This window comes from Phycisphaerae bacterium (assembly GCA_035384605.1).
Lineage (GTDB): Bacteria > Planctomycetota > Phycisphaerae > UBA1845 > PWPN01 > JAUCQB01.
Map to the genome: position 1 here is coordinate 32,292 of DAOOIV010000020.1, position 25,959 is coordinate 58,250.

Annotated in this window: 14 protein-coding genes; 5 read left to right on the forward strand and 9 right to left on the reverse strand. The window is 62.2% G+C overall.

All coding sequences use genetic code 11. The features are described from left to right. Window positions 1–18: 18 nt before the first annotated feature. The 6 genes from PLL20_07080 to PLL20_07105 all read right to left on the reverse strand — a co-directional run bounded on the left by PLL20_07080 (window position 19) and on the right by PLL20_07105 (window position 9,890). Window positions 19–1,068 carry a terpene cyclase/mutase family protein gene (locus PLL20_07080; protein ID HPD29741.1) on the reverse strand — a complete coding sequence of 350 codons (1,050 nt, stop codon included), beginning with the start codon at window positions 1,066–1,068 and terminating at the stop codon, window positions 19–21. Next, window positions 1,068–2,936 (reverse strand): hypothetical protein, encoded by a 1,869-nt coding sequence (locus PLL20_07085; GenBank protein HPD29742.1) that lies wholly within the window; start codon window positions 2,934–2,936, stop codon window positions 1,068–1,070. The genes PLL20_07080 and PLL20_07085 overlap by 1 nt, the downstream gene beginning before the upstream one ends. Window positions 2,937–3,024: 88 nt before the next feature. Then, window positions 3,025–5,397 (reverse strand): hypothetical protein, encoded by a 2,373-nt coding sequence (locus tag PLL20_07090; GenBank protein HPD29743.1) that lies wholly within the window; start codon window positions 5,395–5,397, stop codon window positions 3,025–3,027. 27 nt (window positions 5,398–5,424) lie between these two features. Further along, the gene (locus PLL20_07095) at window positions 5,425–7,641 is read right to left on the reverse strand and encodes a VWA domain-containing protein (protein ID HPD29744.1); all 2,217 of its coding nucleotides are present in this window, start codon (window positions 7,639–7,641) and stop codon (window positions 5,425–5,427) included. Then, window positions 7,638–8,588: a DUF58 domain-containing protein gene (locus PLL20_07100; GenBank protein ID HPD29745.1), complete on the reverse strand. Its 951-nt coding sequence runs from the start codon at window positions 8,586–8,588 to the stop codon at window positions 7,638–7,640. Before PLL20_07100 ends, PLL20_07095 begins: the two co-directional genes overlap by 4 nt. A 288-nt stretch (window positions 8,589–8,876) precedes the next feature. Beyond that, entirely contained in the window at window positions 8,877–9,890 is a 1,014-nt protein-coding gene (locus PLL20_07105; GenBank protein ID HPD29746.1) for a MoxR family ATPase, read from the reverse strand. Between the two features lie 563 nt (window positions 9,891–10,453). Here PLL20_07105 and PLL20_07110 point away from each other — a divergent pair. The 3 genes from PLL20_07110 to PLL20_07120 all read left to right on the forward strand — a co-directional run bounded on the left by PLL20_07110 (window position 10,454) and on the right by PLL20_07120 (window position 14,129). After that, entirely contained in the window at window positions 10,454–11,389 is a 936-nt protein-coding gene (locus PLL20_07110; GenBank protein ID HPD29747.1) for a hypothetical protein, read from the forward strand. A 258-nt stretch (window positions 11,390–11,647) separates the two neighbouring features. Further along, the gene (locus tag PLL20_07115; protein HPD29748.1) at window positions 11,648–13,123 is read left to right on the forward strand and encodes a glycosyltransferase; all 1,476 of its coding nucleotides are present in this window, start codon (window positions 11,648–11,650) and stop codon (window positions 13,121–13,123) included. Between the two features lie 136 nt (window positions 13,124–13,259). Then, complete coding sequence (locus PLL20_07120; protein ID HPD29749.1) at window positions 13,260–14,129, forward strand: carbon-nitrogen hydrolase family protein; 870 nt, start codon at window positions 13,260–13,262, stop codon at window positions 14,127–14,129. A 70-nt stretch (window positions 14,130–14,199) separates the two neighbouring features. Here PLL20_07120 and PLL20_07125 read toward each other — a convergent pair whose 3' ends face one another. From PLL20_07125 to PLL20_07135, 3 genes are all read right to left on the reverse strand, one after another. Then, on the reverse strand, window positions 14,200–16,761 hold the full coding sequence (locus PLL20_07125; protein ID HPD29750.1) for a DUF4091 domain-containing protein: 2,562 nt from the start codon (window positions 16,759–16,761) through the stop codon (window positions 14,200–14,202). 338 nt (window positions 16,762–17,099) lie between these two features. After that, on the reverse strand, window positions 17,100–18,905 hold the full coding sequence (ccsA, locus tag PLL20_07130; GenBank protein HPD29751.1) for a cytochrome c biogenesis protein CcsA: 1,806 nt from the start codon (window positions 18,903–18,905) through the stop codon (window positions 17,100–17,102). Next, window positions 18,905–20,686 (reverse strand): cytochrome c biogenesis protein ResB, encoded by a 1,782-nt coding sequence (locus PLL20_07135; protein ID HPD29752.1) that lies wholly within the window; start codon window positions 20,684–20,686, stop codon window positions 18,905–18,907. Before PLL20_07135 ends, ccsA begins: the two co-directional genes overlap by 1 nt. 478 nt (window positions 20,687–21,164) lie before the next feature. On the opposite strand from PLL20_07135, the gene PLL20_07140 reads away from it, so the two are divergent. Beyond that, complete coding sequence (locus tag PLL20_07140) at window positions 21,165–23,213, forward strand: alpha-galactosidase (protein ID HPD29753.1); 2,049 nt, start codon at window positions 21,165–21,167, stop codon at window positions 23,211–23,213. Between the two features lie 211 nt (window positions 23,214–23,424). After that, the gene (locus tag PLL20_07145; GenBank protein ID HPD29754.1) at window positions 23,425–25,773 is read left to right on the forward strand and encodes a DUF5696 domain-containing protein; all 2,349 of its coding nucleotides are present in this window, start codon (window positions 23,425–23,427) and stop codon (window positions 25,771–25,773) included. Window positions 25,774–25,959 lie beyond the last annotated feature (186 nt).

The following is a 25,959-nucleotide window of genomic DNA, read 5'->3' on the forward strand; positions in this document are numbered from 1 at the left end:
CGAGGATGATCGCCGCAACTACCTCTGGTAAATCGGCAGGTAACGGCAGGGGATGGACAACGTCAGCACCATCATGGTCGTCCCGTAAGCCGGTCCGTGTTCGGAGTCCCAGTATGCCCCCTCTCTCTGTTGTGCCAGCACCTGCTCGCGGATCGGCGGAAACCATTGTTGCCAGCGGCGGGGATCCTTCGCCTGGTACACGGCCTGGGCGGCATAGTAGATCCCGTAGTGGTAGTTGCCCTCCCTTTCCTTGTCCGCGCCGAGGTTGGCGATGAGATAGTCCAGGCCTCGCCGCGTTTCGTCGCAGTCGAACTCGCCGCAGACCTCCAGCGATGTGACCCCCGCCCCCGTGCGGGCATAACCCGGCTTGCCGGACCGCGTCTGATAGTAGAAGCCGCCGCCGCGGTCGGCGCAAAGCTTGACGTATTTGATTGCACGCTCGATGGTCTCGGCCGGCACGATCATGCCCGCATGCTGTGCGCCGCGCAGGGCCAGGATCTGCATGACGGTGACCGAAATATCCGCGTCGCGGCTGTGAGGTTGATATCGCCAGCCACCCTCGCTGTTCTGAGCGTTCACGATGACCCGCACGGCCGCCTGGATCGCCGCCGCAATCTCCGGTCGCTCGCTCATGCCGTAAATCTCGCTGAGCATCAGCGTGGCCGCCGCGTGCTCATACATGGGGCCGTGTGAGGACCCGTCGGCGTAATGGATGAAACCGCTGGGCTGAGCATTGGCCAACACCCAACCGATCCCGCGGTCCAGCACCGGCGCGTATTCGCCTTGCTCGGGAACGTTGCCGGTTGCCAGAAAAGCCAGAATGGCCAGCGAGGTCACCCCCACGTTCGGACCGACCTTGCCGTACATCCACGCCCCGCTGGGCAACTGGCACCCTGCCAGAAACTTCAACGCGCTGCGGATCGCCTCTTCCGATCCGGGTGTCATCTCCACGAACATGTCGGGCTGTTCAGGCGACTGGACCGACTTCTCAGCCTGCGCCACGACCGTTCGCGGCGGCAGAAGCGTCGTCAACGTCAGAAACAGGATCATCAGGCGTCCGTTGCTCATCAGCGCGCCTCCGCAGGTCGTGTCGCCGGTGGCTGCTCGCCGCGAAACGAGTTCAAGGCATCCTCGAGGGCCAGCACGATCGCCGGCATGTCCGTGCCGCCCAGTCGCGCAAGCCGCTCGGCCGTCGATCGCAGTCGCAGCCATCGCTCCTGCTGGCCAATGCGCGACGCGGCGTAGTCATCGGCCACCCGGCCTATCGACTCGGCAAGCTGACCGGCGGTTCGGGCCAGACGATCCTGTCGCCATTTCTCGGCTCGCGTCCGTTCCTGCCCGGCCGTCGATTGTCCCGACTGCTCGCCGCTTGCGATTCGGTTGACCGCTTCTGCACATTCGGCCTGGAGCGATTCCAGTTGCGAGAGCTTGTCCATGAGCTGTTCGAGCTCGTCATTCAGCGCTCTGGCCAGTTCAACTTCGCTCATGATCCTGAGTCTCCGCGACCGGGAGACGGGCCATTCCTGTCGGGCGGCGTGTTCGCCTTCATCGCGGGCCTCGAGCCACCAGGTGAGCGAGTCCCCGGGTTTGAGGTCCAGCGGCTCCAGTCGCCAGTCGTATTGCACGGCGGCACGCTTGCCGGATCTGTTCAGCGGGAGCTCGATACGGCCGGTATCAGTCGCCGTTCCTTTGCGATACAGCAGTGTGACCATGGCCGCTCCGTAATCGTCACTGATCTCCGCGGAGATGGGTAGCACGGCCGTCGGAGTTGCCCGGCGGTCGATGGACGGCGTAACCCGGTCAAACTGCGGATACTGATTGTCCGTCATCTCAATGCGGTAGACGACCGGATCGGGGTTGTGGAAGCCGTCCGCGTCGGTCAGGTGGACGCGGTACGACTGGCTGCTCCGCACGACCAAGGTCGTCTCCGCGCCCGGCGCGGGCGTCAGCGTCATCTGTGCCGAGGTGCCGTCCTCCCAGGCCAGTCGGCCGTCGGTGATGGACTTGCTGGCGATGACGATGAGCCTGAGTTGCGTCCCCAAGATGACCTGGACGTTGCCGTCCTCGATCTGTTGCGGGGGCAGATGCGTGTACTCGGGGTAGGTGCATTCCGTTCGGATCGCGACAATCTCCGGCGGCGGAATCATGGCCACCCGGCTGGGGGACGTGGCGTTGTCGCCGATCTCCAGCCAGATCTCGATGTCCTGCATCACCGGCCGATACTGGACGCGGAAATCACCGTTTTCTTCAATCTCGAAATATGCTCGATCTGCCGGGCTGCGTCCGGCCCGCACGCGCAGCGTTCCGCTCGACGGGACTGCGCCGGTCACCCGGCCGGCGACAATCAGCGTTCCGCCCCGGACCACGCGCTCACTGATGCTCGATACGCGTATGTGGGTTCGTTTCGGCCAGTCGACCTGAGCCCACGGCAGCAGCACCCGCCTGATGCCGATGGAAGCCGACTCGCGGTTGAATCCCGCGAGGGCGAGGACGATGGCGACTCCAAGCCATGCCGCCGCACACCTCTTGACGATCGATTCTCCGGGTATCACGGCCTTTGTGGCCAACAGTGGTGCCGTGGTCTCGGCGGCGGTGCGGACCCGGCCATAGAGGTCGTCTGACGCGCCGCTCCCTGCCCGGCGGGATGCATCCGCCAGTTGAACCGCGGTCACAAGTCTTCCGCGAAGATCCGGGTAGGCCCTCTCGATCATGAGGGCGGCCGAATCGAACGACAGGCTCTTCCACAAGGGCATGATGCTGCGACGCAAAACCCACACAACGGATGTGCCAAGCAGCACGAGCAGCAGCGCCCGCCACCAGCGCGGACCGCGAATCCACGCATCGAGGAGCACTGCGGCAATCATGGTACCGCTCAACCAAACAGCCAGCGTGCTGACCGCCAGAGTCCGCCTGAGCCGCGCCCAGCGGCGCCGCACTTGTACAATCCGAAAAAGGCAGGCCTTCGGGGTCGCAAGCTGAGGTCCGTCTCTCACGGTTTGTACCGCTGCTGTGCTCATTGGATCATCACGGCAACTGCCAAAGCCTTCGCAGAACCCAATCCGCTGCCAGAAGGCTCACAAGCATCAAAACAAGGATCGGCTTGTCCCACAGCCGATAGTCTCGTTGTTCGCCGACCGAACGCGGAGAAAGATCGATTCCCGAGATCACTCTGTCGATGTCCGAGGCCAAGCCGCTTTGCCCACCAGTGTTCTCGGCGATTTCCCTCATCAGTGCCGGGTTGGCCGCCGGTTCCGCCGGCTCGAGTTGCGGCGCCTGGACCTCCACAATCGACGAAGCCTCAAGGGCGTAACCATCCAGCCACAGCTTGTGCAGCCCCGCAACGGTCAGCGGCACACGGGCTTCGTACATGTGTTCGGCGCCGGGCGAGGGAGTCAGTGGCACCTTCTGCTGACGGCCGTCTTCGCTCTCGGTTACCAGCACCGGCAGTTCCGTCCCGGCCAGTTCCTCGGCCCGCACCGTGACCAGCGCCGTGTCGTTGCGATTGTACACGCTTCGATCGGTCCACAGATGCACCTGGCGGCTCTCTCCGCCGAGGTGGGGGGCGCCAAGGTATTGAACGACCTGGCCCCAGAGTCGATAGAAAACGCGGTCTCCCTGCTTGAACCGCCAGCGCCACGTCTCGTCAATGCCGCAGAAGAAGCTCTTGCCTTTGCCGGAGTTCTGAACCGCCATGATCGGCATGCGCTCATTCTGTCCGGCTTGGGCCGTCTCCGTCGGGTGGACCGCCAGCACCAGTGCCCCCGGCCGTGCCTTCCGGACGGGGGCGAACCAGTAGACGGCCGGCAGGGCCTTCCATTGCTCGAGGTTGCTTTCCATATCGTCGCCAAGCTGGATCGCCGAATGCGTCTGTCCCAGAGGCGTCAATTCGGGAACGAACAGGTCATCTTTGCCGCTCCTGGGTCTGTGAGGCGAACGTCCTGCCTCCTCGGCCGCTTCGACGGGGAACAGGTCGGCGAATGACGTCTCAGCATAGGCCTGCGGGTTGAAGCTCGGACCGGCCAGCAGCATCATCCCGGCGCCTTCATCGCGGACCATCGCCCCGATCCACTCCGTCTGTTCGGCCGTCAAAATGCCCGGATCAACGTCGCCGATGATGAACACGTCATAGTTCTTGAAGGCATCGCGGTTGTTCGGCAGGGAGGCGATCAGCGGCGGCGGAGGATTCGCCACCGGCTCGGCTCCCGTCAACAGAATCTGTAACCTGAGCCTGCGGTCGCGATTCATCGCGTCGCGCAGAAAACGATATTGCCATCGAGGCCGGCCTTCCAGGTAGAGCACGCGAATCTTGTCGGCCGTGACTCGGGCGACGAAGCTGCGGTGGTTGTTCTGGTGGGCGGTTTCGTCGGGTTGCGGTGCCACTTCCACGCGGAACGTGTGTTCCCCGGCCTGACGGGGCGTGAACGTGATGGCCACGTTGATTTCGCCGGCGTTCTCGTCGAATACGGCATCCGCACGGCCCAGTTCCTGCGATCCGCTTCTCAGAACGACCGGCACACGCCGCGTCTGGTAGCCCCGCTGTCTGAGTCGAACGACGACCGTGGCCGGATCGTCGCTGAACAGCAGATCGTTCGCCAGGACCTGCCGCACCTCGATGTCCCGCGGGTTGGCGTCGCCTACGGTCACGGTGTGTATGGGCACGCCGGCCTGTTTCCAGCGCGAGCAGGCGGCCAGCGGTGAGCCGCCGGTATTGTTGGCTCCGTCGCTGAATAGCAGCACCCCGGCCGTGGGCCGGCCTCGCAGTCGCTCAACTATTCCGTCGATGCTCGGTGTGAGGGCGGTATACGGTGCCGAAGCATCCAACTCGCCCAAGCCGGCCGATTCACCGTTGATGCCCACGGGGCGTGCCGTCCGGTCGAAGGTAAAGAGGAGTAGTTCGGCCGAGCGAGATAACCGGTCCAGTCGTGAGCCCTCCCTGTCTCGGTCGGCAAGCAGCAGCGACTTGACAAGGTCGATACGCGACACGCCGGCAGGCGCGGACGCCGACACGACGGCAGGCGTGCTTGCGGGCGCCGATTCACCCGCGCCACCCGTGGCGTAACGGTCCTGGAGGGACATGCTCTGCGATCCGTCGACGGCCACGGCCAGCGTGGGCTTGAGTCGGTGGCTGACCTGAACCTGCAATGAGAGATCGAGTAGCATGGGCACGAGGCAGGCGACGGCCGCAATTCGAAGCGACGCCAGTGCCGTCCGCTTGCGGAGCGACAGGTCTGGTCCCTTGGTCCGCGAGATCCAGATCGCCAGTATGACCAACCCGATTCCGGCCGCGATCGTTCCCGCCGTCCCAAGAAGCGGATAAGCGCGCAGAGAGACTTCGCTTGACTGCCCGTCAAGTTGCTGAGGCCACAACAGCCAGTTCAACCAATGCGGACCGCTCATCTCCTGTTACGCTTTCGTTACGTGTTCCTACAAGCCCATCGCTTTCTTCAGCATTGCCTGCGCGTCCACTTGCCTGGGAGCGAACAACTTGACCAGCAGCAATTCAGCGGCCAGCAGGATCAGTAATATCACGATGCCGGTCGTCGACAGTTCGGCCTCACGCTTGGCCGTGAGCAAGGCCGTCCGGATCGAATCGTCGGGGCCGATGATCCGCGTCTTCGCTAACGACGGTTTCTCCCGCAATTGTGCGAGGGCAAGCATGGCCGGATCGAACTCATCGGCAGGCAGGTTCACCGCTTTCTTTGCCTGTCTCGGAGTCCCCGTCGCATCGTTGTATGTCAAAGTGTAGATTCCCCCGCGCTGTGCCGACGGCACAAGAACGCGAGGCTGCTCCGTGGTCGGATCCTCGCCGACCATGGCCTCCGCAGGCACGCTTGTGCCGTCGGGGTAGGTGAGAGTGATGCCGTCGGTCCTCGCGGGGTGCCATTCAAGGGCTCGGCCCGCCGGTTGCTGCGGCTCATCCTGTCCGAACGTCAGGTGGAAGGCTAGTTGCTGAAAGAACGGCACAAACGCCGGCGAAAGTGGGAACTCGCCGCCTTGCCGGTCGGCCGATCCGCCGAAGTACACCACGCGGCCGCGCCCGAAGGTGTTGGCCACCAGTGCCGCTCCGCCTCGCGTGAAGCGGGCCCAGGTCTGCACGTTCTTGCCCTGCGCGAAAGCCACCGGACGCACCGTTCTAAACGACACCGTCGACAACGCCTGCATCAGGATCGGGTCATCAAACGCCGACAGGGCCGGAACGAGCGGCTCATTCAACGCCAATCCGACCGGTGGATCGGTGGGCTGTAAGTCGATTGGCGGACCGAGTTGTACCGGCAGAAGGCCGCTGCCTCCCTCGAAGAACATGGCCGCAAGGTTCGAGGCGTTGACCTGTGATCCCGCGATGATCAGCAGCCCCGAGCCCTCTCGCACCGCCGACTTGATCTGCCCGATTGCCGTGCTCGGGAGGGCGGGCACGTCCGCCAGGATGATCAGCGGAAAGTTGCCGATTTGTACCGATTCCAGGCTGCCGGTCGATAGCGTTCGGACATCGAAGAACGGTACGCTTTCACGTTCCTGGGGATCTGTTGGCCAGAGAGCGATGCGGATGAAGCCGCCGGCCGACGTCGCCGGATCGGGCCCCGGTCGTCCGTCCACCAGCAGCACGTTGATTCGCTCGCGCACTTTGAGCAGCATCGATCGCTGGTTGTTCCGCTCATACAGGTCGCTGTCACAACGGGCTGCCACGGTGTGCTCGCCGGGCGAGTTGAAACGATGCTCGAAGCCGACGATCAGATCCTGGTCCGGCGGCACGCTGACTTGTCTGCGGGTGACCTTTCGGCCGTCAACGAAGAGGTCAATGGCCGTCTCCAGCGTCTCTTTCGTATTGAATGCGGTCAGCCGCACGTTGATCGATGTGGGCCACAGGGTGGCGGCCAGCGAGGGAATGAGGGCGTCGGGGCCGCCCGAGATGGTCAAATCGGTCACCGCCGCATCCCCTGCGGGGGTCGGGGGGACGGTGAGGACAAAGACCTCGCCTACCTCACCGGCCTTCGCGAAGGCCTCCCGTTTTTTGGCATCATCCTCTTGCCAGCCGGCTGCCTGGCCGTCGGTTACGAGCACGATTTCACGGTTGGGCGTCTTCTCCTCGCGGAGCCGGTCGGCCGCGCTGCTCATCGCCTGTTCAATCACCGCTGTGCTGTCTCGCGGGGCGAGTCTCGACAGAATCTCGCGCACATAGTTCATGTCGCGCGTGGGTTGACGAATGACATCAACCGGCGGATCGGCCGCAAGGATGACCGCGACGTCGCTCCCTGCGGGTAGTTGATCCAGGTATTCCTCGATTCGGACAACGGCTCGATCCATCCGTGTTCGAATGCCGTCCGACGCCGCCATGCTGGCCGAATCATCCAGCACGATGATGCTGACCGTTCGTTGCCGCTGACCGCTCAACCATTGCCAGCCCGCTCGGGCCACCGGCCGCAGGACCACGAAAATGATCGCTGCGACGATGGCGGTGCGCACGATGAGCAGCAGGATCGTCTCAAGCAGCAGCCGCCGGCGGTTCTTGCGCAAGGCCCGCAGCAGAAAGGTCATCGCCGCCCAGCGGACGCGCGGCAATCGCTGCCGGATGAGAATATGGATCAGGACCGGAACGGCCACCAGCGGCAGCAGCCACAGCAGCTCGCTGTTGAGCAGCTTCATCGCCGGCCCTCCCGGATCTTGCCACGGGCGGTCAGGTACCGGACCAGCAGGCGATCGACCGGCTCGGCCGTGTTCACCAGCACGTAATCGGATCGCGTGCCGGCGCAGGCCATCTTCGTCTCAGCAACAAACTTCTGGATAATGTCCACGTAATCCGCCCGGATCTTATTCGGCTCGGCGACGGCCGCGGGCAACGATTCCATCCCCTCAAAGCGGATCCTGCCGCCGAAGTCGAAGCTTAGCTCCTGCGGGTCGAGCACGTGCATGACGACCACCTCGTGCCGCTGATGGCGAAGCCGCTGAATGACCCGCAGGATGCCGGCCGTGTCGTCCTCGCCGCCGGGAGAGCTGACATCGAGCAGATCCGAGATGATCACGACGATCCCGCGCCGGCCGATCATTTCCACCAGCACCGGCACCACCGTCTCAAGCCTGGTGCCCCGTTCCGGCCTGACGGTTTCCAGGCTTGATGCCACGACCCCGAGCGAGCCGAGCGAAGTTCGCGGAGGAAGAAAGGCGATGAGATCCTCATCGAACAGGGCCACCGATACCGCGTCGGACTGTCGCAACGCCAAATAGGAGAGCGAGGCGGTCAGCAGGCAGGCATGGTCCAGCTTGCTCGCCTTGCCCGAGCCGTACCGCATCGACTCGCTGCAGTCCAGGATAAACGTCGCCACGAAGTTGGTCTCTTCCTGGAACTGCCGGACGTAATACCGCTCAGTCCGCCCATAGACCTTCCAGTCAACGTGCCGCGTGTCGTCGCCGGGTACGTACGCCCGATGTTGCGCAAACTCACTGCTTGCACCGAGGTAGGGACTCCGCTGCAAGCCGGCCATCGTGCCCTCGACCAGATCCCTGGCCCGCATCTCCAGCGACGCGATATGATCGAGCACGTCGAAAACGACGTATTTGCGATCGGTCAGTCTTTCTTCGCGTCGTCCGGCCATTCTGCGGCGTCCGCCACGTCAAATCGATGGCTTTGATATACCCGGCCCTGTCAGAAAACCCGAATAAGGGAGGAGTGGTCAGTGATCAGTATCGTCTGCAAGGAAACGAACTGATAACTGACGACTGAAAACTGAGCACTCGTCCTTGACATTCGGATTTCGACATTCATCATTCCTGGACTCGCCCTTTGCGCTCTATGGAATTCCAGACTCTATCCTGAACCCCGAACCCTGAACCCCGAACCCTGCTTTTGCCCCGGCGCAGCTCGCAGAGCGAAGCCGGAAACCCTATTCCTTCTCCCCCACATGTGCCAACAACTGCTCGATGATGTCGTCCGTCGAGATCCGCTCGGCCTGCGCGGCAAAGTTCAGAATGATCCGGTGTCGCAGCACCGGCTTGGCCACCGCCCGAATGTCGTCCCAGCTTACATGGGCCTCGCCGTGCAGGATTGCCCGAGCCTTGGCTGCCAAAATCAGGTTCATCGACGCGCGTGGGCCCGCGCCCCAGGTGACCCACTTGCTGACAAAATCGGGAGCGTCTGCTTCGGTTACGCGCGTCTTGCGCACCAGCCGCTTGGCGTACTCGATCATGGCATCCGCCGCCGGCACCCGCCGCACCAACTGCTGGAAAGCCAAGATCCCCTCACGATGCAGCACGGGTTCGGCTTTGAATGTCGCGGGCGAGGTCATCCGGCGGACGATTTCGCTTTCTTCCTCATCAGTCGGGTAGCCGACTCTTACCAGGAACATGAAACGATCGAGCTGAGCCTCGGGTAGCGGGTACGTGCCTTCCTGTTCGATCGGGTTTTGCGTGGCCAGAACGAAGAACGGATCGTCCAGCTTGTAGTCTACGCCGCCGACGCTGATCTTCCGCTCCTGCATGGCCTCAAGCAACGCCGATTGCGTCTTGGGCGGCGTGCGGTTGATCTCGTCCGCCAGGACAATGTTGGCGAAGATCGGACCGCGAAGGAACTTGAATCGACGCTCGCCGGTGGTCGGGTCGTCCTGGATCACCTCGGTGCCGGTGATGTCCGTCGGCATGAGGTCGGGCGTGAACTGGATCCGCTTGAAGGTCAGATCCAGCGTGTCTGCCAGCGTGCTGACCAGGAGCGTCTTGGCCAGCCCCGGCACCCCTACCAGCAGGCAGTGCCCGCGGGCGAAGATGGTGATCATCAGTTCCTCGATCACTTGCTTCTGTCCCACGATGACGCGCTCAAGTTGTGAGAGAATGGTCTGATAGCCGCTCGAAAGCTGTACCGCCAATTCCTTATCGCTGCCGGCGAACGTTGCTGTAGAACTCACCAGAGTACCTCCAAGATTGCGGGGCGTGCGCACCGGTTGGAATGTGTGCGAAATCCGACGAAGCCGGTCGGTGGGGCTGCGACAAGGTCGTAGTGGCGACCCAGACCTGCCGTTTTCTGCAGCCCCAAACGGCTACCGTTCTCACACGCCTTCCCGGGCCCGGCTGTCTCCTTTTACGTCGATGAATTTCAGCTTCGCAACTGACGGCCTAGCATATCGGCTCTTGCAGAACGCGTCCATTCCCGCCCAGGGTTCGGACTCGCATCTTATTTTTGTGGGGACGGGCTTGCCGCCGGGCGGCTTTCGCCCTTTCGGGGGTGCCACCGGCGGCTTGCCGCCCCGTGCATCACTCGCTTTTCGAGAACGTCACCGGTCCGGCCCTGCAAGACGCGGATTCGTACTCTGTGCCAAGGTGTGGCAGGTGATGCCCTTGGTTCCTTTTGTGGGATTCAACATTGAGCCCGCGTGGGCCACACAATAGAATACCTCCCGCCGGGGCTGGCGGCCAATCCCGGGCTTGCGCCCAACCGGGCATCTCGGTTAATTCGATTGGAGAACATTTCATGACAGCTTTCACCGATGTTCAGGTGGACTTGCGTCTGGGACCTGACGGGCGAATCGACGTGGACATCGCCTGCGTTTCCTGTGGGTACAACTTGCGCGGGCTCGCCCCGGACGGTCGCTGCCCGGAGTGCGGCACGGCCATCGGCCGCTCGACGCGAGGTGACTACCTGCGATTCTGTGATCCTGGCTGGGTCGAGACCTTGGCTAGCGGCATGAACTGGATCGTGGCAGGTCTCATTCTCGCATTCGTGCTCGGCCTGGTTGCCGGCGGTGCGGTAGGACTCACGAATAGACCGGCCTATGCTATGATTGGCATCGTCGGCAGTCTCGTGGCCCTGATCGGCTATTGGAGGGTAACAACCCCGGACCCCCGCGAACCAGAACCGCAAGGCGTCGATGTTCGCGCTATTATTCGCTATGGTTCAGTGTTGAATATCGTTCTTGCCGTGGCTTCCCAGATTGTCACACAAATGTCCCTCTACTGGAAGCTGCTCGCGTTTCCTTCCGCGGTGGTTGGTCTCATCGTCACAGTGTCCATTTTCTTATACGCGAAACGAATGGCGGTGCGGATTCCTGACGACAACCTTGCGTCTCAGACCGGAACCGTCATGTGGGGTTTTGTCATCATGTCTGTTCTGGGTATGTTGTTCCTGGCGGCGACGATGGCTTTCGGGCCGGCCTTTGCGACGATGACCGTGCCCGCTGCCGGTACGGGGGGAGCAACCGGTCCCGGCACCGGTGGAACCGTTGTAGCGTTTCCCGTCGGGTTGATACTGTTTGCCTCGCTGGGGTGTGTTATCACAGTCGTGTCGCTGGTGTTCGGCATCTGGGCATTGGTGCTTATCATTCGCTACCGCCGGGCCTTCATCCAAGCCGCGCGCGATGCCCGTGCCACATGGGCTGTCGATCCGGCCGGTCAGCAGGCGATGGGCTGACACGGCGTCACGACGAGATTTGAGTGGATCTACCCCTGCGGCAACGGGCAACGGCCGGCCAGGTGGTTTGCCCATTCGACGCAGGCCCCCGTGCCAGATGACCATCGCACGTGACCAGGTCCCAGAGATCGCCTGGCCCACATTGCAGCGGCAATTCGCTCGCCGCTTTCATTGACAGAACCGTGAAAAACCCATTATGCTGCCACTGCTTATTCATTGACGGTTTGCCGCCCTTTGGGCGCGATGTTGGAAACTCAAATGGGAAAAACGACTGTTGTGGCACGGGCGGGCAAGTGCGATTTGGGCAAACTGGTTGCCCCCTTCGCCAAGCTCGCCTGCGTGGATCGAGTGTTGGCTCTGGTACCTCCGGGCATCCAGACGGCCGGCGGGATTGAGGCAATCGTGACCGATCAGCCGGACAGCGGCTCTGCCCTCCGGTCGGCCATCGAGAAGCTGACCGGCGACTACGTCCTCTTCGTCGACGGTGACAACGAGATCCGTCTCGGGCAATATGCCCTCGAGCGGATGATGGACGTGGCCGAGCAGACCGGTGCCGGCATCGTGTATGCCGACTACGTCGTTGACGAAGAAGCGGGCGTCGCCGATCGTCCTACCATTGATTATCAGTTCGGCAGCATCCGCGACGACTTCGCGTTTGGCCCGCTTCGACTGGTGTCCCGCAAGGCTATCGAGGATGCCGCAAAGCGCCACGGTCCGCCCGCCGATGTCCGTTGGTCCGCGCAATACGACTTGCGGCTCAAGCTGTCCATCGATCACGCGTTGCTGCGGCTTCCTGAGTCTCTCTACACCGTCGTCGAGGACCACAGCCGCAACCAACACGACGAGCATTTTGCCTACGTCGACCCCCGCAACGTCGACGTGCAGTTGGAGCGCGAGCAGGTTGCCACCGGACATCTCAAGCGGATCGGCGCGTACCTCGAACCGCGATTCGAGCCTGTGCCGCCGCCGTCGGAGCGGTTTGAAGTTGAAGCCAGCGTGGTCATTCCGGTTCGCAATCGTGAAAAGACCATTGCCGATGCCGTCAAGAGCGCGCTCTCGCAAGCGGCTTCTTTTCCGTTCAACGTGATCGTCGTGGATAATCACTCAACCGATCGAACCACTGAAATCCTCCGCGATCTGGCGGCGGGTGATTCCCGCGTGGTGCATATCCTCCCGACTCGGACGGATCTGGGTATCGGCGGCTGCTGGAACGAGGCTGTTGCCTCCCCCCGGTGCGGGCGCTACGTCGTACAACTGGATTCCGATGACCTCTACAACGGCCACAATGCCCTCGCGATCATGGTGACCGAACTCAAGAAGGGACCCTACGCAATGGTTGTCGGTTCGTACCGCATCGTGGACTTCGATCTGAACGAACTGCCTCCGGGGTTGATCGATCACCGGGAGTGGACGCGGGACAATGGCCGTAACAACGTGCTTCGCGTCAACGGTTTTGGGGCCCCACGGGCGTTCGACGCGAGCCTGCTGCGCCGCCATCCGCTGCCGAACGTCAGCTACGGCGAGGACTACGCGGTCGGCCTGCGTTTCTGCCGCCGCTATGAGGTAGGACGCGTCTGGGAGCCCGTCTACCTGTGCCGCCGCTGGTCGGGCAACACCGATGCCGCCCTCCCCATCCTCAAGGCCAATCAGTACAACACTTACAAGGACCGTCTGCGGACAATCGAGATTCTCGCCCGTCAGGAGATGAACCGGCGTGAAAAAACGACCTTATGAGAGACGCCGATTGCGAGGCATCGTGAATACTGCGTGCTGGTTGACCTTCGGATGCATTGTCGTCGGCTTATTCGTTGCGTTGTCTTCGTCTGCGCGGGCCGCGTCCGATGGAGGAGAGCCCGGCCGACCATCAAGTATGAATGCCATGCAGGTCGCGTGCGTGCAGTTTGAGAACACGGCGGACATTGCCGAGAACGCCCGCCGAATGATCGCCATCCTGGAGACCGAGTCGGCCGCCGGCACGCGTCTCGTCGTTTTTCCGGAATGCTCGTTGAGCACCTACGGCTCGCAGATCGTTCGCGCGCTGACGGCCGAGCAGATCAATGCCGCCCTCAAGACCGTACAGGAGGCTTGCGGCCGGATCGGCATCTACGCGGTTGTCGGCTCCGCATACATCGAAAACGGAAAACGCTACAACGGTGCGTTCGTGTTCGGACCCGACGGTCGGCTGGTCAAGCGATACGCCAAGATGCACGTGGTCAAGCCGGAACTCTTTGAGGAGGGTGACGCGCTGGCTGTCTTTCGGGTCGACGATGTGCCCTGCACAATCATGATCTGCCACGACGAGCGATATCCGGAGATATTCCGGATTCCCGTCCTGGCGGGAGCGAAGATCGGCATCTACATCAGTTGCGAATCCAAGACGCGGGAGAAATGGGACAACTATCGCTGCCAGGTCATTGGCCGGGCGGTGGAGAACCAGATCAGCGTTATCCACTGCAACTCCGGCGACGGCGGCGCTGACGAGGGTTCTCACGGACACAGCCGGATCATCGCTCCAAGCGGCAACGTGTTGGCCGAGGCTTCGACTGAGGTGGGCCAGGTTATCCGGGCGACCATTCACCCGAAGGAAAGCTCTTCCGGTCATGCGGAGCGCGGAGCGGCCAAACCGTCGCTGCACGCCTTCTGGCAGGAAGGCCTGCGGGTGTTGCGCCGGCAGAATCCCGAGTTCTTCGAGGCTGCGCCTGCTCAACCTGCGGCTGACCCGTCCGCGCGGAGTGAATAAGAGAGAGGTTCGCGACACCTCCGGCGGCTCGTTCAGAACCTCAATCGCCGGCGAGGGGTCTGTCTACCCATCAACGCAGAAGACTCTGCCCTTCGAGAATCGCCTCGGCCAACCTGGCCCTGAACTCGATGACCTCCTGCGGATCTCGCGTGTAGTTGGTCGTCGTTGTCACTACGCTGTCCGGCACCCTCAGCAACGCAGCGGCGCGGTCCAGAAAGGCCCGATGGGCGGGGGCCGGCGGGCGCTTACCAATGCGCTCAAGGGTCTCCCGCAGCAGCCAGAGATACTCGTAATCCTCGAAACCGTCGCGGATGTTCTCCAGCCGGATGGTCGAAAGCGGCCCGTCGGGTCCGGGACATAAAAGGCTGCCGTCACCGTTGGCGGTATACTTCTTCTCTTCGTTGACTAGGCTTCCGGGATTCCAGTCGGTATAAGGCCCCTTGGAGATCGGACGGCTGTTCCCTTCCCACAGGTTGATCAGGTAGTAAAGGAAGCCGCCGACCTCATACTTGTAGCTCATCACCCCGGTCAGCAGGCGGGCCTCGATCGCCGGATATTCGATGAACCAGTTCGCGTACGGATGGGTCGGAACCACGCAGATGTACCACCACATCTCGCGGCCTTCACGCCGCAGCTCACGTGCCGCCTCGATGTCATAGCTGTCGGTGAGCGGCACCCAGATATCCACGACCTCACGCAGGCCGCTTCGCTTGCCGAAAGACCGGTCAACGGCCGTGGTCATCGTTTTCAGCCCCGGAAAACGCTTGCGGATCTCGCCGAACACCTCGCGTATTTCGGTAAACTTCTCCCTCTTGGCTTCGTCGAAGCCGTAAACGTATGCCCTGTCGAACACCCCGGCGTTTTTCAACTCCTGCACGTACTGCGAGAGCTTCGGGTCGTCTTTGTCCCCCTTGCCCTGCCGGAAAACACCGCCGACGTTGAAGGCGTTCATTCCCCGCCCGGCTCCATACTTGAGCAAACCGATTTCAGGCGATTCTTGCCGATAGAGATGATCGATGTTGAGCCGGTGATCGAGGATGAAGTCATAGTAGCGATACCTCATCTCGTCGTTCCATCTGCCTTTGTAGAAGTTGCCGGTGGGGCCTTCGTTGTAGGTGAATGCATTGCGCAGATGGGTGCCGTTGGGCAGGGCAAAATCCCAGACCTGAACCTTAAGCCTGAGCCCGATGGGCGAGGCGTCACGCGCCGTGATCGTCAGCGTTCCCTCGTAGCTGCCGGCTTGCGTCTCCACGCGTGTGGCCACGTCGATCCAGAACGCCACGTGTTCGCCTTCCTTCACATCGCTTTTTTGCAGAAAGCTCAGCAGCGGGTCCGGCCACCAGCCTTTGTGCTCGGCGTCATACGGCGGGTTGTCGGCGACATCAACGTGTCCGACGAGCGAGACTTCTATCCTGCCGTTGAAGGCTTGTCCCATTGCCGACTTGAGGGGGCCGACGCTCACCGTCACATCCGCCAGGTCGCGGCCGAACGGAATGACCACCACCTGGAACCCCTCGTGCTCGTTTCTTGCCAGCGCTAGCTCGTAATGATCGTCGAACACCCCCTCGAAGGGGTGGTCTTTGATCATCACCTTACGCATGGAGCTTTCTAGGCCGACCGCGAACTCGGCTTCCGGCATCTTCGCGAGCATGCGGGCATGGCAGGTCACCCCGTCAAGCTGCATGGTCAGATCGCCGACCGTGGAAGCCAGCCGTTGCCAGTCCTCAGTAGAACAGGCTTCCGGCTCGGAGGCCGGCTTCGTGGCTTCCTCGACCAGCGGCCGTGCCTTGGCCAGGATCGGCTCGGCTTTGGCCCGAGCTTCGGCCCGGAACTTCGCCAGCATGCGTGTCGCCTCGGCAAATCGGGCCGCGATGGTCCTGGCTCGCTCAGAAACCTGCGGCGAGTGCATCGGATAGAAGCCGCGGAGCAACTCCGTGCCGGCGTCGTCGGCCACAGCCAGGCTGACGGAGCGCACGCGATCCTCAATCAGAACAAACTCGAACCGCCCGCCCGCCCCGATCGGTCCATGCTCTTCGAGAACCGGGCGATATCGAATGTCATAGCCGGTGATCCGGAAGGTGCTGCCCGCCGGGCAGACGATCGTGGGCCTGTTGCGACCGATGTTCACCGGATCGAGTTCATGCATCTGTGCGGCCGACGTCCGGCGACCGCCGAACACCAGCCGACCATAGCGTTCGGGCTCGACGTAGGACTTCAAGACGGGTGCCCAGCAGCTCAACTGCCGCCCAGAGGTGCTCCGGCAGAAGTTGACCGCCCACGCATCCCCGTCCTTCGGAACCGCCACGCCCAAAGCCCTGAAAGGTACGCCGATGACGGCTGACCAACCGTCGCCGTCCCGGGTTGTCTGGACGACAAGCTCAGGATTCCACGAAGCATCCCCCCCGAGAGCGTCGTACACCACCGCGGCGCAGTTGACGGAGATATGAGCCGACTTCTCCGGATCGCCCGCGTGGTTGAGGATCAGATCCACGCTGTCGTCGCGCCAGACCTTGTCATCGCGCTGGGTGAATTGTGCTTCGAGTTTGTCGCCGGGAGTCCCTTCACAGCGAAAACCGCACCACAACGCCGATGGGGTGTAGTAAACGTACACCCGCGTCGGCAGCGAGGACATCCTCAGTCCGCCTATTTGCAGAAAACCACTGACGACCGCCGCACGAGTCCATGGTCTCTGCGCAAAGTCCGTGCCCGGGGTCTCGCGTCGATCGGTCCATGGAATTCGGACAAGGCAACGTTCCTCGTTGGCAGCGTCGGGCCCGGCGGTTGACGCTGACCGAACTGTCGCGCTTGTTGCCGCCAGAACGTAGATCACCGCCAGAGATCGCAGTGTTCGCCGTCTCGGTCGACGAATTCGCCCTTGCCCGGTGGACGTCACGTGCGCGAAAAACTCATCACGTTCGTATTGACTCGCATGACCCATTGTTGAACAGACCTCGCTTTGCGTTGGTTTCGCTATTGCTGACCGGTGAAACTCGGAGCATGCCCTGATCGGACACGGCGCCTCGCGTAGTAAATGCCCACGCACAACAGGACCAGTATCAGGTCGATGGCCCCGAACAAAAACAGGTAACGTACGACCGCACCGGTGCCGAATCCATAGCTGTGCAGACCGATGCCCAGAACAAAGTTGACGCCAACGTACGTCATAATGATCAGCCAGAAAGCCAGGATGCTTTTGACCGCATCGCCCAGCGGCCCCCTGGCCAGCGCGCAAACGACGACCGCAACTGCCGCGGACGCCAGACCGAGCCATCGCATCATGGTCAGCGGGGCAAGCCTTGCCGCAACCATTCCGAACACGGCCGCGCCAAGTACCAGCGCGAAAAGATACAACCAGGAGGGTGTTTTCTCATGGCTGGCCCGAACATGAAGAATCGTCAAGTAGGCCAGAAACGCGATCAGCGACCAAACCTCCTTCGGGTCCCACCCCCAGTAGCGGCCCCAAGAGGATGCCGCCCACATGCTTCCTGTGGCAATCCCGATGAGCAGCAGAAACGCGCCGGCCAGGACATAGAGATAGTGCAAACGATCGATGGTCTTCACGAGTTGCGAACGTTCTGGGGTCGCGGCCATCACAAACATCTGCCCGTGGGCAATCACAAAAGCAACCGCCAGCACTGCGTACGACACCATGATCACCGGCACGTGGATGGACATCCAGATCGTGTCCATCAGGACCGGCGGAGTCGGGCGGATGTACGGGTCGAGGGGCAGACAATCCGCCAGCGCAAGCGAGACCGCGCTGACGACCGAGGCCGTCAGCAACACCATTCGGTCGCGAACGAACAGAATCCATAAGATGCCGAAGAAGCCTGTTCCCCAGCCCATGAACAGCAGCGACTCGAACATGTTCGAGGCCGGAATCCGCCCGGCAATCTGCCAGCGGAGCCACAGGCCGTAACTCAGTACCGCAAACCCCGCGACCAGTGCCGCGATGGCTGCCACGTCCGGTGTGCGCTTACGAAGAACCAGAGCCACGAGTCCAGACACGGCGCCGACAAGCATGATCTTCCACGACAGTCCCAGCAGGTGAAGCCGGTTAAAGCGTAGTTCGACGGCGATCAGATCAGGCGATGGGCGGTAGGCCGCGGGAAGCGAGGCAAGTACCGAACGAAGGCGCTCGCAAGCCTCAACAAAGGCGGGACCGTCGCCACGCAAAAAGGCGCCGCCGACCGATGCCCAGGCGGTCTTGGTAGGGTCATCGGCGGCCTGATCCCCTGCGACAAGCTCGATGGGCTTCCAGGCGCCCAGCGGATCATTCGGATGCGGAATCAGGTTGATGGCCTGGCCGGCCAAAACCACATCCAGGCAGCTCAACCGCTCCCGGATATCGCGAACCTTGGATTCCAGCGGGTCGAGCTTGCGCCCCTGGACCATGGCCAGATCATCCATGAGCCGCCGAAACCGCGGATGACCGACCAGCGCGTTGTAGGAGAAGACGGTTCGGTTGCCCGGCAGCTCCAGCGCTTCCCGAAGCTTGGGGTTCTTGATTTCGATCAGGGGCTGGTCCATCCATGTGCCCGAGTCGAATGTCCACGCCAGCAGCAAGGCCACCGGGTCATGCCCATGCCATCGGGCTGTTCCGGTGACCGACTCAACCATGTCCCGGGCCAGGGTGTCCAGCGGCATCCAGCGGCCGTCATGCTGGACCGGAATTGCCCTGATGATGCTGAAGTCAAGCGATTTGGGAATCGTCGGTGAGGCCGGGGCCGTTGTTTGAGCCAGCGACGCCAGGAAAAGGAGTTGCAGCAATCGCATCAGGCCGCCTCCTTCCCGTCCCGATTGGCTCTCGCAGAAGCCTGACCGGCCGTGTTCCTGAGCCGGTCGATCAACACCAGCAGCACACCCAATACCATCAAGCCGTAGCCCGCAAAGACGATTTCCTTCCCCGGATCCCGTGAGACGCTGAGCACGCTCGCCGTGTGCTGGCCTGCCTGGCGATAGCTCGATTGGTAGAAGGTATACCCTCCGTAGCTCGTCGGATGGTTCATGCTGATCACCCGACTCTCCAATCGCCCCGAAGCCGGATCGGTGATAGTGATCCGGCTTTCGTACGAACGAGGCCGGCTGGTGCCCGGATAGTTGCGGATTCTGAAGGCGTCGAGTGCAACCTTGAAGCCGAGCGGGATGGTTTTGTCGTCGTATCCCAGGCGGTAGGTCTGCCCGGCGAAGACCACCGCCTGATCGCTGTATTTCTGCACCCAGACCTCCATGCTCTCTTGGCCGGAGTCCAGTCGCACGAGAATCGCGGGACGCGGCTCGGGATGCAGATGCGCGGAAGGCGATACGGTCCGATGCTGACGGGCATTCTTGAAGATGCGCCATACCCCGAGCTTGCGCTGCGGCCAGGGCGTTTGGAGCGGCGTGCCCGCTTGCAGCTCTTGGACGAGGCTGTCGCGCCCGCTCGTGAATCTCGCATGCAATCGATCGCCCGGGCCGACGAGGATCTCGACCGGCGCGTGCACGTCCTCATCCACCCTGGCTGTCAGAACCAGCTTGACATCCGGATTCTTGAGATTCCCGTGCATCGACTGAAAGTCAGGAAAGCGCGCGAACGCGAATCGCCTCTCGATTCCCTGCGGACCCGATAACTCGGCTTCGATGGCCGGATTCAGCGGCTTGGCTGACGCGTTGGTAATCTGGCCCCGGCCGGCGACCGTCGCGTGAGGCAGGTACCGCACAACTCGCAACGTCATGCCGGTGTCTCCCACCGGCTGCGTCGCGGCGATGCAATCGTCCACCTTCAACTCGTAGCTGTTGCCCCGGTACTCAACTCTCACCGTGCGTGTCGCGTCCTCCTCGGCTGCCGGAGCGGTGGATGTGTGCTTCTTCAGTTCTTGCTCGTCGGTGATCTCGATGCACGCTACCTGGACTTCACCTGCCTGGACGACCTGCCCGGCCGGCACCCACACCGGTTCGTCCGTGCCCGTCTCCGAAAACGACACCTCGACCGCTAGACCGGCATGTGGGTTGTCGTCGCGCATCTCGGTGCGGGCGACGCTGTCCGAAGCGAATTGAAGCACTTGGGCATGCACCGATTCCGCGGAAACCGCAGGTTGCCCAGGAACCTCCGCCGTACCCGCGCCCAGAAGCGGTGGGGGGCTGATCTCAACCGAAAACTTCGAGGATTGGTTTTCGAGGATAAAGACGTCCTGGGGTACGGTGATGTCGGCGACGGACTGGCCCTCGACGATGCTTACCCTGCCGTCGATCCCGAACTTCTGGCTCACCCACGCCCCCGCCAGGATCAGCAGGATGGAGCCATGAGCGACGGCGAAGCCGAATTGCCGCCTGGAGAAGGGATACCTGACGGCCAGAGCCGCGACCGCGTTGATCGCCAGCAGCCCCAGAAGGCTTTCAAACCACCAGGATTTGTAGAAAAAGGCAAGGGCTTTCTCGCTCCCGTGTACTGATTCGAACACCGTCGCGCAGGCCATCGCTACGCTGATCAGCGATAACAGCACGGCGGCCAGCCAAAGCGATCCCGCTGCCCGCAGCCAGGAGAGGCCGTCAACGTACGGTCGATTCAGATGGCTCATGCGTAATCGCTCGTGCAACCTCTGACCAAGGCCGACTCCGGTGGAGGCCATATTGCTTCCCACGGGTCTCACATCCGGCCTGCCGTATGCCCAATGATAGTCCGTATCTGCCATCAGCGATAGGGCCGGTCAGGCAAGGATGGCGACCGCAGCCCCCTTGGATTCGCCGGCCCCAGAATGCCTTTCGCTAGCCCCAGAATCTCGCGAGCCCCAGAATCCCTTTCGCTAGCCCCAGAATCTCGCTGGCCCCAGAATCCCTTCTGGGGCCACGCGCTGATTGCTGATCACTCTTTCACAACCGCGACCGTACCCCTCCCGCGCAGCCTTGGCGAAGCAGAAAGGGAGCAGCCGGCGAACGCACCCGCCCAACCCATCACACACGCTGGCGAACCTGGCCCCCTTGGATATGCTAGTGCGGCAAGAGTGTTCGTCACACGAATTCCGGCGATCAGTGATGCATCGTTGAAGGAGGTACCCCATGAACGACAGGTTGCGCTGCCCACTGCCTTTGCTGGGCGCCGGCATGGCAGTGCTGATGGCAGGTGGATCACGCCTTTTCGGCCTGGATTTCAAGGCGGAGTCGACCATGTGGCTTGACGACATCGAGACGGCGGCCCAAGCAGGTTCGCAATTCCCCTTCTCGTTCACCTACGACGATCGGCCGAGCGGCGATCTCTTGCGCGTCTGGAAGAGCCGGACCTCTGAATCGCTGCCGGCGGTGGCCGGGAACAGCAGCGACCCGGCTTGCCTCCGCGGCCGGGCGACCGCGTGGACCGATCCCAACACCGGCCTGCGGGTTGCGTGGCAGGTGACTCGCTTTTCAGATTTCCCCGCGATCGAGTGGCTGCTGACGTTCGAGAACACCGGCACGGCCGATACGCCGATCATCGAGAACATCCAGGCCCTGGACGTGAGCCTCAATCAGCCGCTTGATGATCGCGGGACCTATCGTCTTTGCCGGACAAACGGAGCCCCGTCGAATCCGACTGATTTCGAAGTTCGCACGATCACGTTGACGCCTGGCTCCACCCAAACCATGTCCGGCGGCGGCGGGCGATCGTCGAACAAGGATTTCCCGTTCTTTAAGATCGAAACGAAGGCCGGCTCGCTGATCGTTGCGGTCGGATGGTCCGGGCAATGGGCCGCCTGCGTCAGCAGTCCGCAGGCACCTTCGCTGCACCTGACGGCAGGTATCGAGAAGACACATTTCAAGCTCCTCCCCGGCGAAAAAGTGCGGATGCCTCGCATTCTGATGCTCCATTGGGAAGGCGATACCCGCGAGAGCAACGCCCGGTTCCGCCAACTCATCTACAAGCACTATGCGGCCATGAAGGCCGGCAAAAAACCGCTGCCGACGCTGTTCTGCAACACCTGTTTCACTCGCGGCGGCGGCTGGCTCAACGAGTGCAACGCCGAGAACCAGATCTCGCTGATCAAGGCCTACGCGCCGCTTGGGCTTGAGGCTCTGCTGACCGATGCCGGCTGGTTCACCGGCGGCTGGCCCAACGGCGCGGGCAACTGGGATCCGCGCAAGGACGCCTATCCCGACGGCATGGGCCCTGTGGCTGCGGCCGCCAAGGCCCACAACATGATCTACGGCCTGTGGTTCGAGCCCGAACGCGTGGTCGCGGGCACGTCGCTGCACAAGGAGCATCCCGATTGGGTGCTCAGCCCCGGCGGCGAGAATCCGCGCACCTTCCTCGCCGACTTCGGCCGCAAGGAGGTGCAGGACTACTTCTTCAACATCGTGAGGGGCTTCATGGCCCTGCCCGGCTTCCGCGTCTATCGCCAGGACTTCAACATGGATCCGCTGGCCTACTGGCGGCACAACGACGCGCCGGACCGCCAGGGCATCACCGAGATCAAGTACATCGAAGGGCTGTACGCCTACTGGGACCGCATCGCCCACACCTGGCCCGACAGCCTTCGCGAGGAGTGCGCCAGCGGCGGCCGTCGGATCGACCTCGAAACGGTCATGCGCATGCACCTTCACCAGGACAGCGATTACTGGTTCGACAACGACGTCGACCAGGCCCAGATCTGGGGCTTGAGCCAGTACCTGCCCAACAACGTCTTCGTCGGGCACATCAACCGGATGGATGATTATTCGTTCCATTCGGTGATGGCTTCGTCGCTGTGCATGGGCTGGATCGCTGACGGCCCGGACTTCGACAAAGCTCGCGGCAAGAAGCTGCTCGACAGGTACCTGGCCCTGCGGCACCTGCTGATCGGGGCGTGGTACCCGTTGCTGCCGTACTCCCGGAGCGGCAACGAATGGATCGCCTCGCAGTACCACCGGCCGGACCTCGATGAGGGCATGATCCTTGCGTTCCGCCGGGCCGAGAGTCCGTACCGCACGACCGACGTCTCCCTCGACGGCCTGAAACCGGATGCCGTTTATGAACTAACCAGCCAGGCGACCGGGCAGAAAACGCAGGCCAAAGGCGCGGACCTTATGAAGCAGTACCAGTTGACGATTCCGGACAGGCACAAGTCGGAGCTGATCACGTATCGCACGGCAAAGTAGGGCCGACGCCCTCGTCGGCCCCCTGAGCGAGGCAGGTGCTGGCTCTGCGGACCGCTATGTTCTCGACCTCTTTATCATTGCTGCTTCCTGGCCAAGCGGGCCATGTTTGACGATGATATCGGGTATCGGGCACCGACGGTTGTTAGGCACGACATCCGGAGAGCTCCGGGTGCGAGGAGACCGCGCATACTCCTGAAGGAGGTCGACATCCATGTGGGCGATCATGCTTTCTCTCTGCATGCTCGGGGCTGGTCAGGGTATTCCTGAACGGTTGAACGTGCTGCGAGCGCAGTTGGATGGTTTGCGAGCAATCCAGGTGCCCCCCGAATTGAAGGATCGCGCGGCCGGGCAGTTGAACGAGCTGGCCGGCGCGATTGCCAAGGGCGCCGCCACACGTGAAGAGATCGATGCGATTTACCTCCGGATGGACGAGCTTCGCACATGGTTGCTGAGCAACGCCGTCGATCGCCCGGTGCCCGGCGGGGGCGAGTTCTTCGAGACGAGCAATGACTGGGGCGTGAGGAACACAAGCTTGACCCTGACGATTGCCAGGAAAGACTTGTCCATGTGCGCCAAGACCCCCGGAACAGCATGGCGGTGGCGTCCGGCGGACAACAAGGATATCGAGCTGCGCAATGGGAAGTCTTTCTCGCTGATGGAGGCGCGCCGCAAAGAAGCCGGTGCGTTTCACACCGGATTCAGCACCGGCATGCGGATCATGCTCGCGGCTTTTCCTGCCGCCCCGAATGCCCGCATCGACGTGGTGGTCCATTTGATCGGTAACGAGGCGGTGTTCGAGATCGTCCCGGTCGAAGATATCTCCAATCTGGCGACGCTGGCGTTCCCCAAAGTGCTCGAAACCGGCAATACAGAAACAGACGTCGCGGTGATACCGCGCATGCAGGGAATTCTGATACCCGGCAACTGGCGGCAGGAGATCCGCTATCGCGACCTCACAAACTCTCGCGCGCTGTACATGCCTTGGTGGGGTCAACTGGCGGGCGAAAGGGGCGTCCAGACGATCCTGGAGACCAGCGATGATGCGGGCGCGGAGTACGCTCATGTGCCCGGCGAGCCGACGCGGATTCAGCCGCTCTGGCACTCGAGCATGGGACGGTTGCGCTATCCGCGCTTGGTTCGCTATGTCTTCGATGACAACGGCGGCTACGTGCGAATGGCCAAGCGATACCGGCGGCACGTGCAGGAGACGGGGCAGTTCGTCTCGCTCGCCGAGAAGCGGATTCGCACGCCGAACCTCGAACGCGTGATCGGCAAGCCGGTGGTTCACATCGGTGCGCTGTACCACAATATGAAAGGCTCGCGTTTCTACAGCACGACTGGAATGGAGAGCAATCACCGGGTACAGACTTTCGAGAATCTGGCGGCTTCGCTGCGAGCCCTGAAGGTAGCCGGCATTGCCGAGGCCTACGTCCATCTCGATGGCTGGGGCTTCTATGGCTACGACAATGCTCACCCCGACGTGCTGCCGCCTGGACCCGAGCAGGGTGGCTGGAACGGAATGCGTCTGCTGGCAGACACCTGCGATTCGCTCGGTTACCTGCTGGCCGTTCACGATCAGTACCGCGACTTTTACTTCAGCGCCGCATCGTACGATGACAAGCTGGCATTGCTCAACCACGACGGCACCCTCACCGAGCACGCCGAGTGGAGTGGAGGACGACAAACCTTGCTGAGCCCGCGGTTTGCGCCGGGCTATGTGCGACGGAACCACGATCTGTTTGGTGAGAACGGCGTCAAGATCAAGGGGGCTTATCTCGACGTCTTCGCGGTCGTTCCTCTCGAGGAAAGCTATCAGCCCAGCCACCCCGTTACCCGCAGTGACTGCGCCCGTCACCGGCGCGAATGCTTCGACCTCTTGCGGGCCCGAGGCTACGTCGTCAGTTCCGAAGAGCCCGCCGATTACCTCGTTCGTTCTCTGGACCTGGTGCATCATGGTCCGTACCCCACGCTTCCCAAGGGTTACGGCCAAGGCCAAGGTCAGGGCATCGCGGTGCCGCTGTTCAACCTCGTTTATCACGATTCCATCCTGTTGCCCTGGGAGCTCACCGAGGACGGCGGCTGGGGGATCCCGTCGGGCGACTCCGGTCGTCTGCATTGCCTCCTCAATGCCGGGCTCCCGTATGTCTCGCCCAACGCAAGCCCCCAGACCATTGCTCAAGTCCAAGAAGTGCTGTCCGTGGTAGGACGGCTGAACACCCAAGAGATGACCGACCACCGCTTTCTCGATCCCGCCCGCCGCGTGCAGGAGACCACCTTCGCCGACGGCACGCGGATCACCGTCGATTTCGCACAGAAGACCTACACTGTCACGCTCCCTGGCGCGACCCGCCCAGGTATCGTATCCGAAACGGGGACGATCCGAAACGGGGACGTAGCTAGTTTTCGGAGTGGGGTCAGTGTGTCGCGGCGAATCTCGCTTCGGTCGACGATCAGGGATGAGCCGGGGATATTGGGGACGGGATATTGGGGACAGTCACCTATGGGGGATATTGGGGACAGTCACCTATTATTGATATTGGGGACAGTCACCTATTATTGACACCGGTATTGATATTGGGGACAGTCACCTATTATTGACACCGGGTGTGATGGTTTGTAGTGTGAGAGCATGTCGGGATATTGGTGATATTGGGGATATTGGGGACAGTCACCTATTATGACGGGATATTGGGGACAGTCACCTATTATTGACACCGGGTGTGATGGTTTGTAGTGTGAGAGCATG

Coding starts and splice junctions, on each gene's coding strand:
- PLL20_07110 (HPD29747.1), top strand. CDS start 10,454: ATGACAGCTTTCACCGATGTTCAGGTGGACTTGCGTCTGGGACCTGAC.
- PLL20_07125 (HPD29750.1), bottom strand. CDS start 16,761: ATGTCCTCGCTGCCGACGCGGGTGTACGTTTACTACACCCCATCGGCG.
- PLL20_07115 (HPD29748.1), top strand. CDS start 11,648: ATGGGAAAAACGACTGTTGTGGCACGGGCGGGCAAGTGCGATTTGGGC.
- PLL20_07095 (HPD29744.1), bottom strand. CDS start 7,641: ATGAAGCTGCTCAACAGCGAGCTGCTGTGGCTGCTGCCGCTGGTGGCC.
- PLL20_07120 (HPD29749.1), top strand. CDS start 13,260: ATGAATGCCATGCAGGTCGCGTGCGTGCAGTTTGAGAACACGGCGGAC.
- ccsA (HPD29751.1), bottom strand. CDS start 18,905: ATGCGATTGCTGCAACTCCTTTTCCTGGCGTCGCTGGCTCAAACAACG.
- PLL20_07145 (HPD29754.1), top strand. CDS start 23,425: ATGTGGGCGATCATGCTTTCTCTCTGCATGCTCGGGGCTGGTCAGGGT.
- PLL20_07140 (HPD29753.1), top strand. CDS start 21,165: ATGAACGACAGGTTGCGCTGCCCACTGCCTTTGCTGGGCGCCGGCATG.
- PLL20_07100 (HPD29745.1), bottom strand. CDS start 8,588: ATGGCCGGACGACGCGAAGAAAGACTGACCGATCGCAAATACGTCGTT.
- PLL20_07080 (HPD29741.1), bottom strand. CDS start 1,068: ATGAGCAACGGACGCCTGATGATCCTGTTTCTGACGTTGACGACGCTT.
- PLL20_07090 (HPD29743.1), bottom strand. CDS start 5,397: ATGAGCGGTCCGCATTGGTTGAACTGGCTGTTGTGGCCTCAGCAACTT.
- PLL20_07135 (HPD29752.1), bottom strand. CDS start 20,686: ATGAGCCATCTGAATCGACCGTACGTTGACGGCCTCTCCTGGCTGCGG.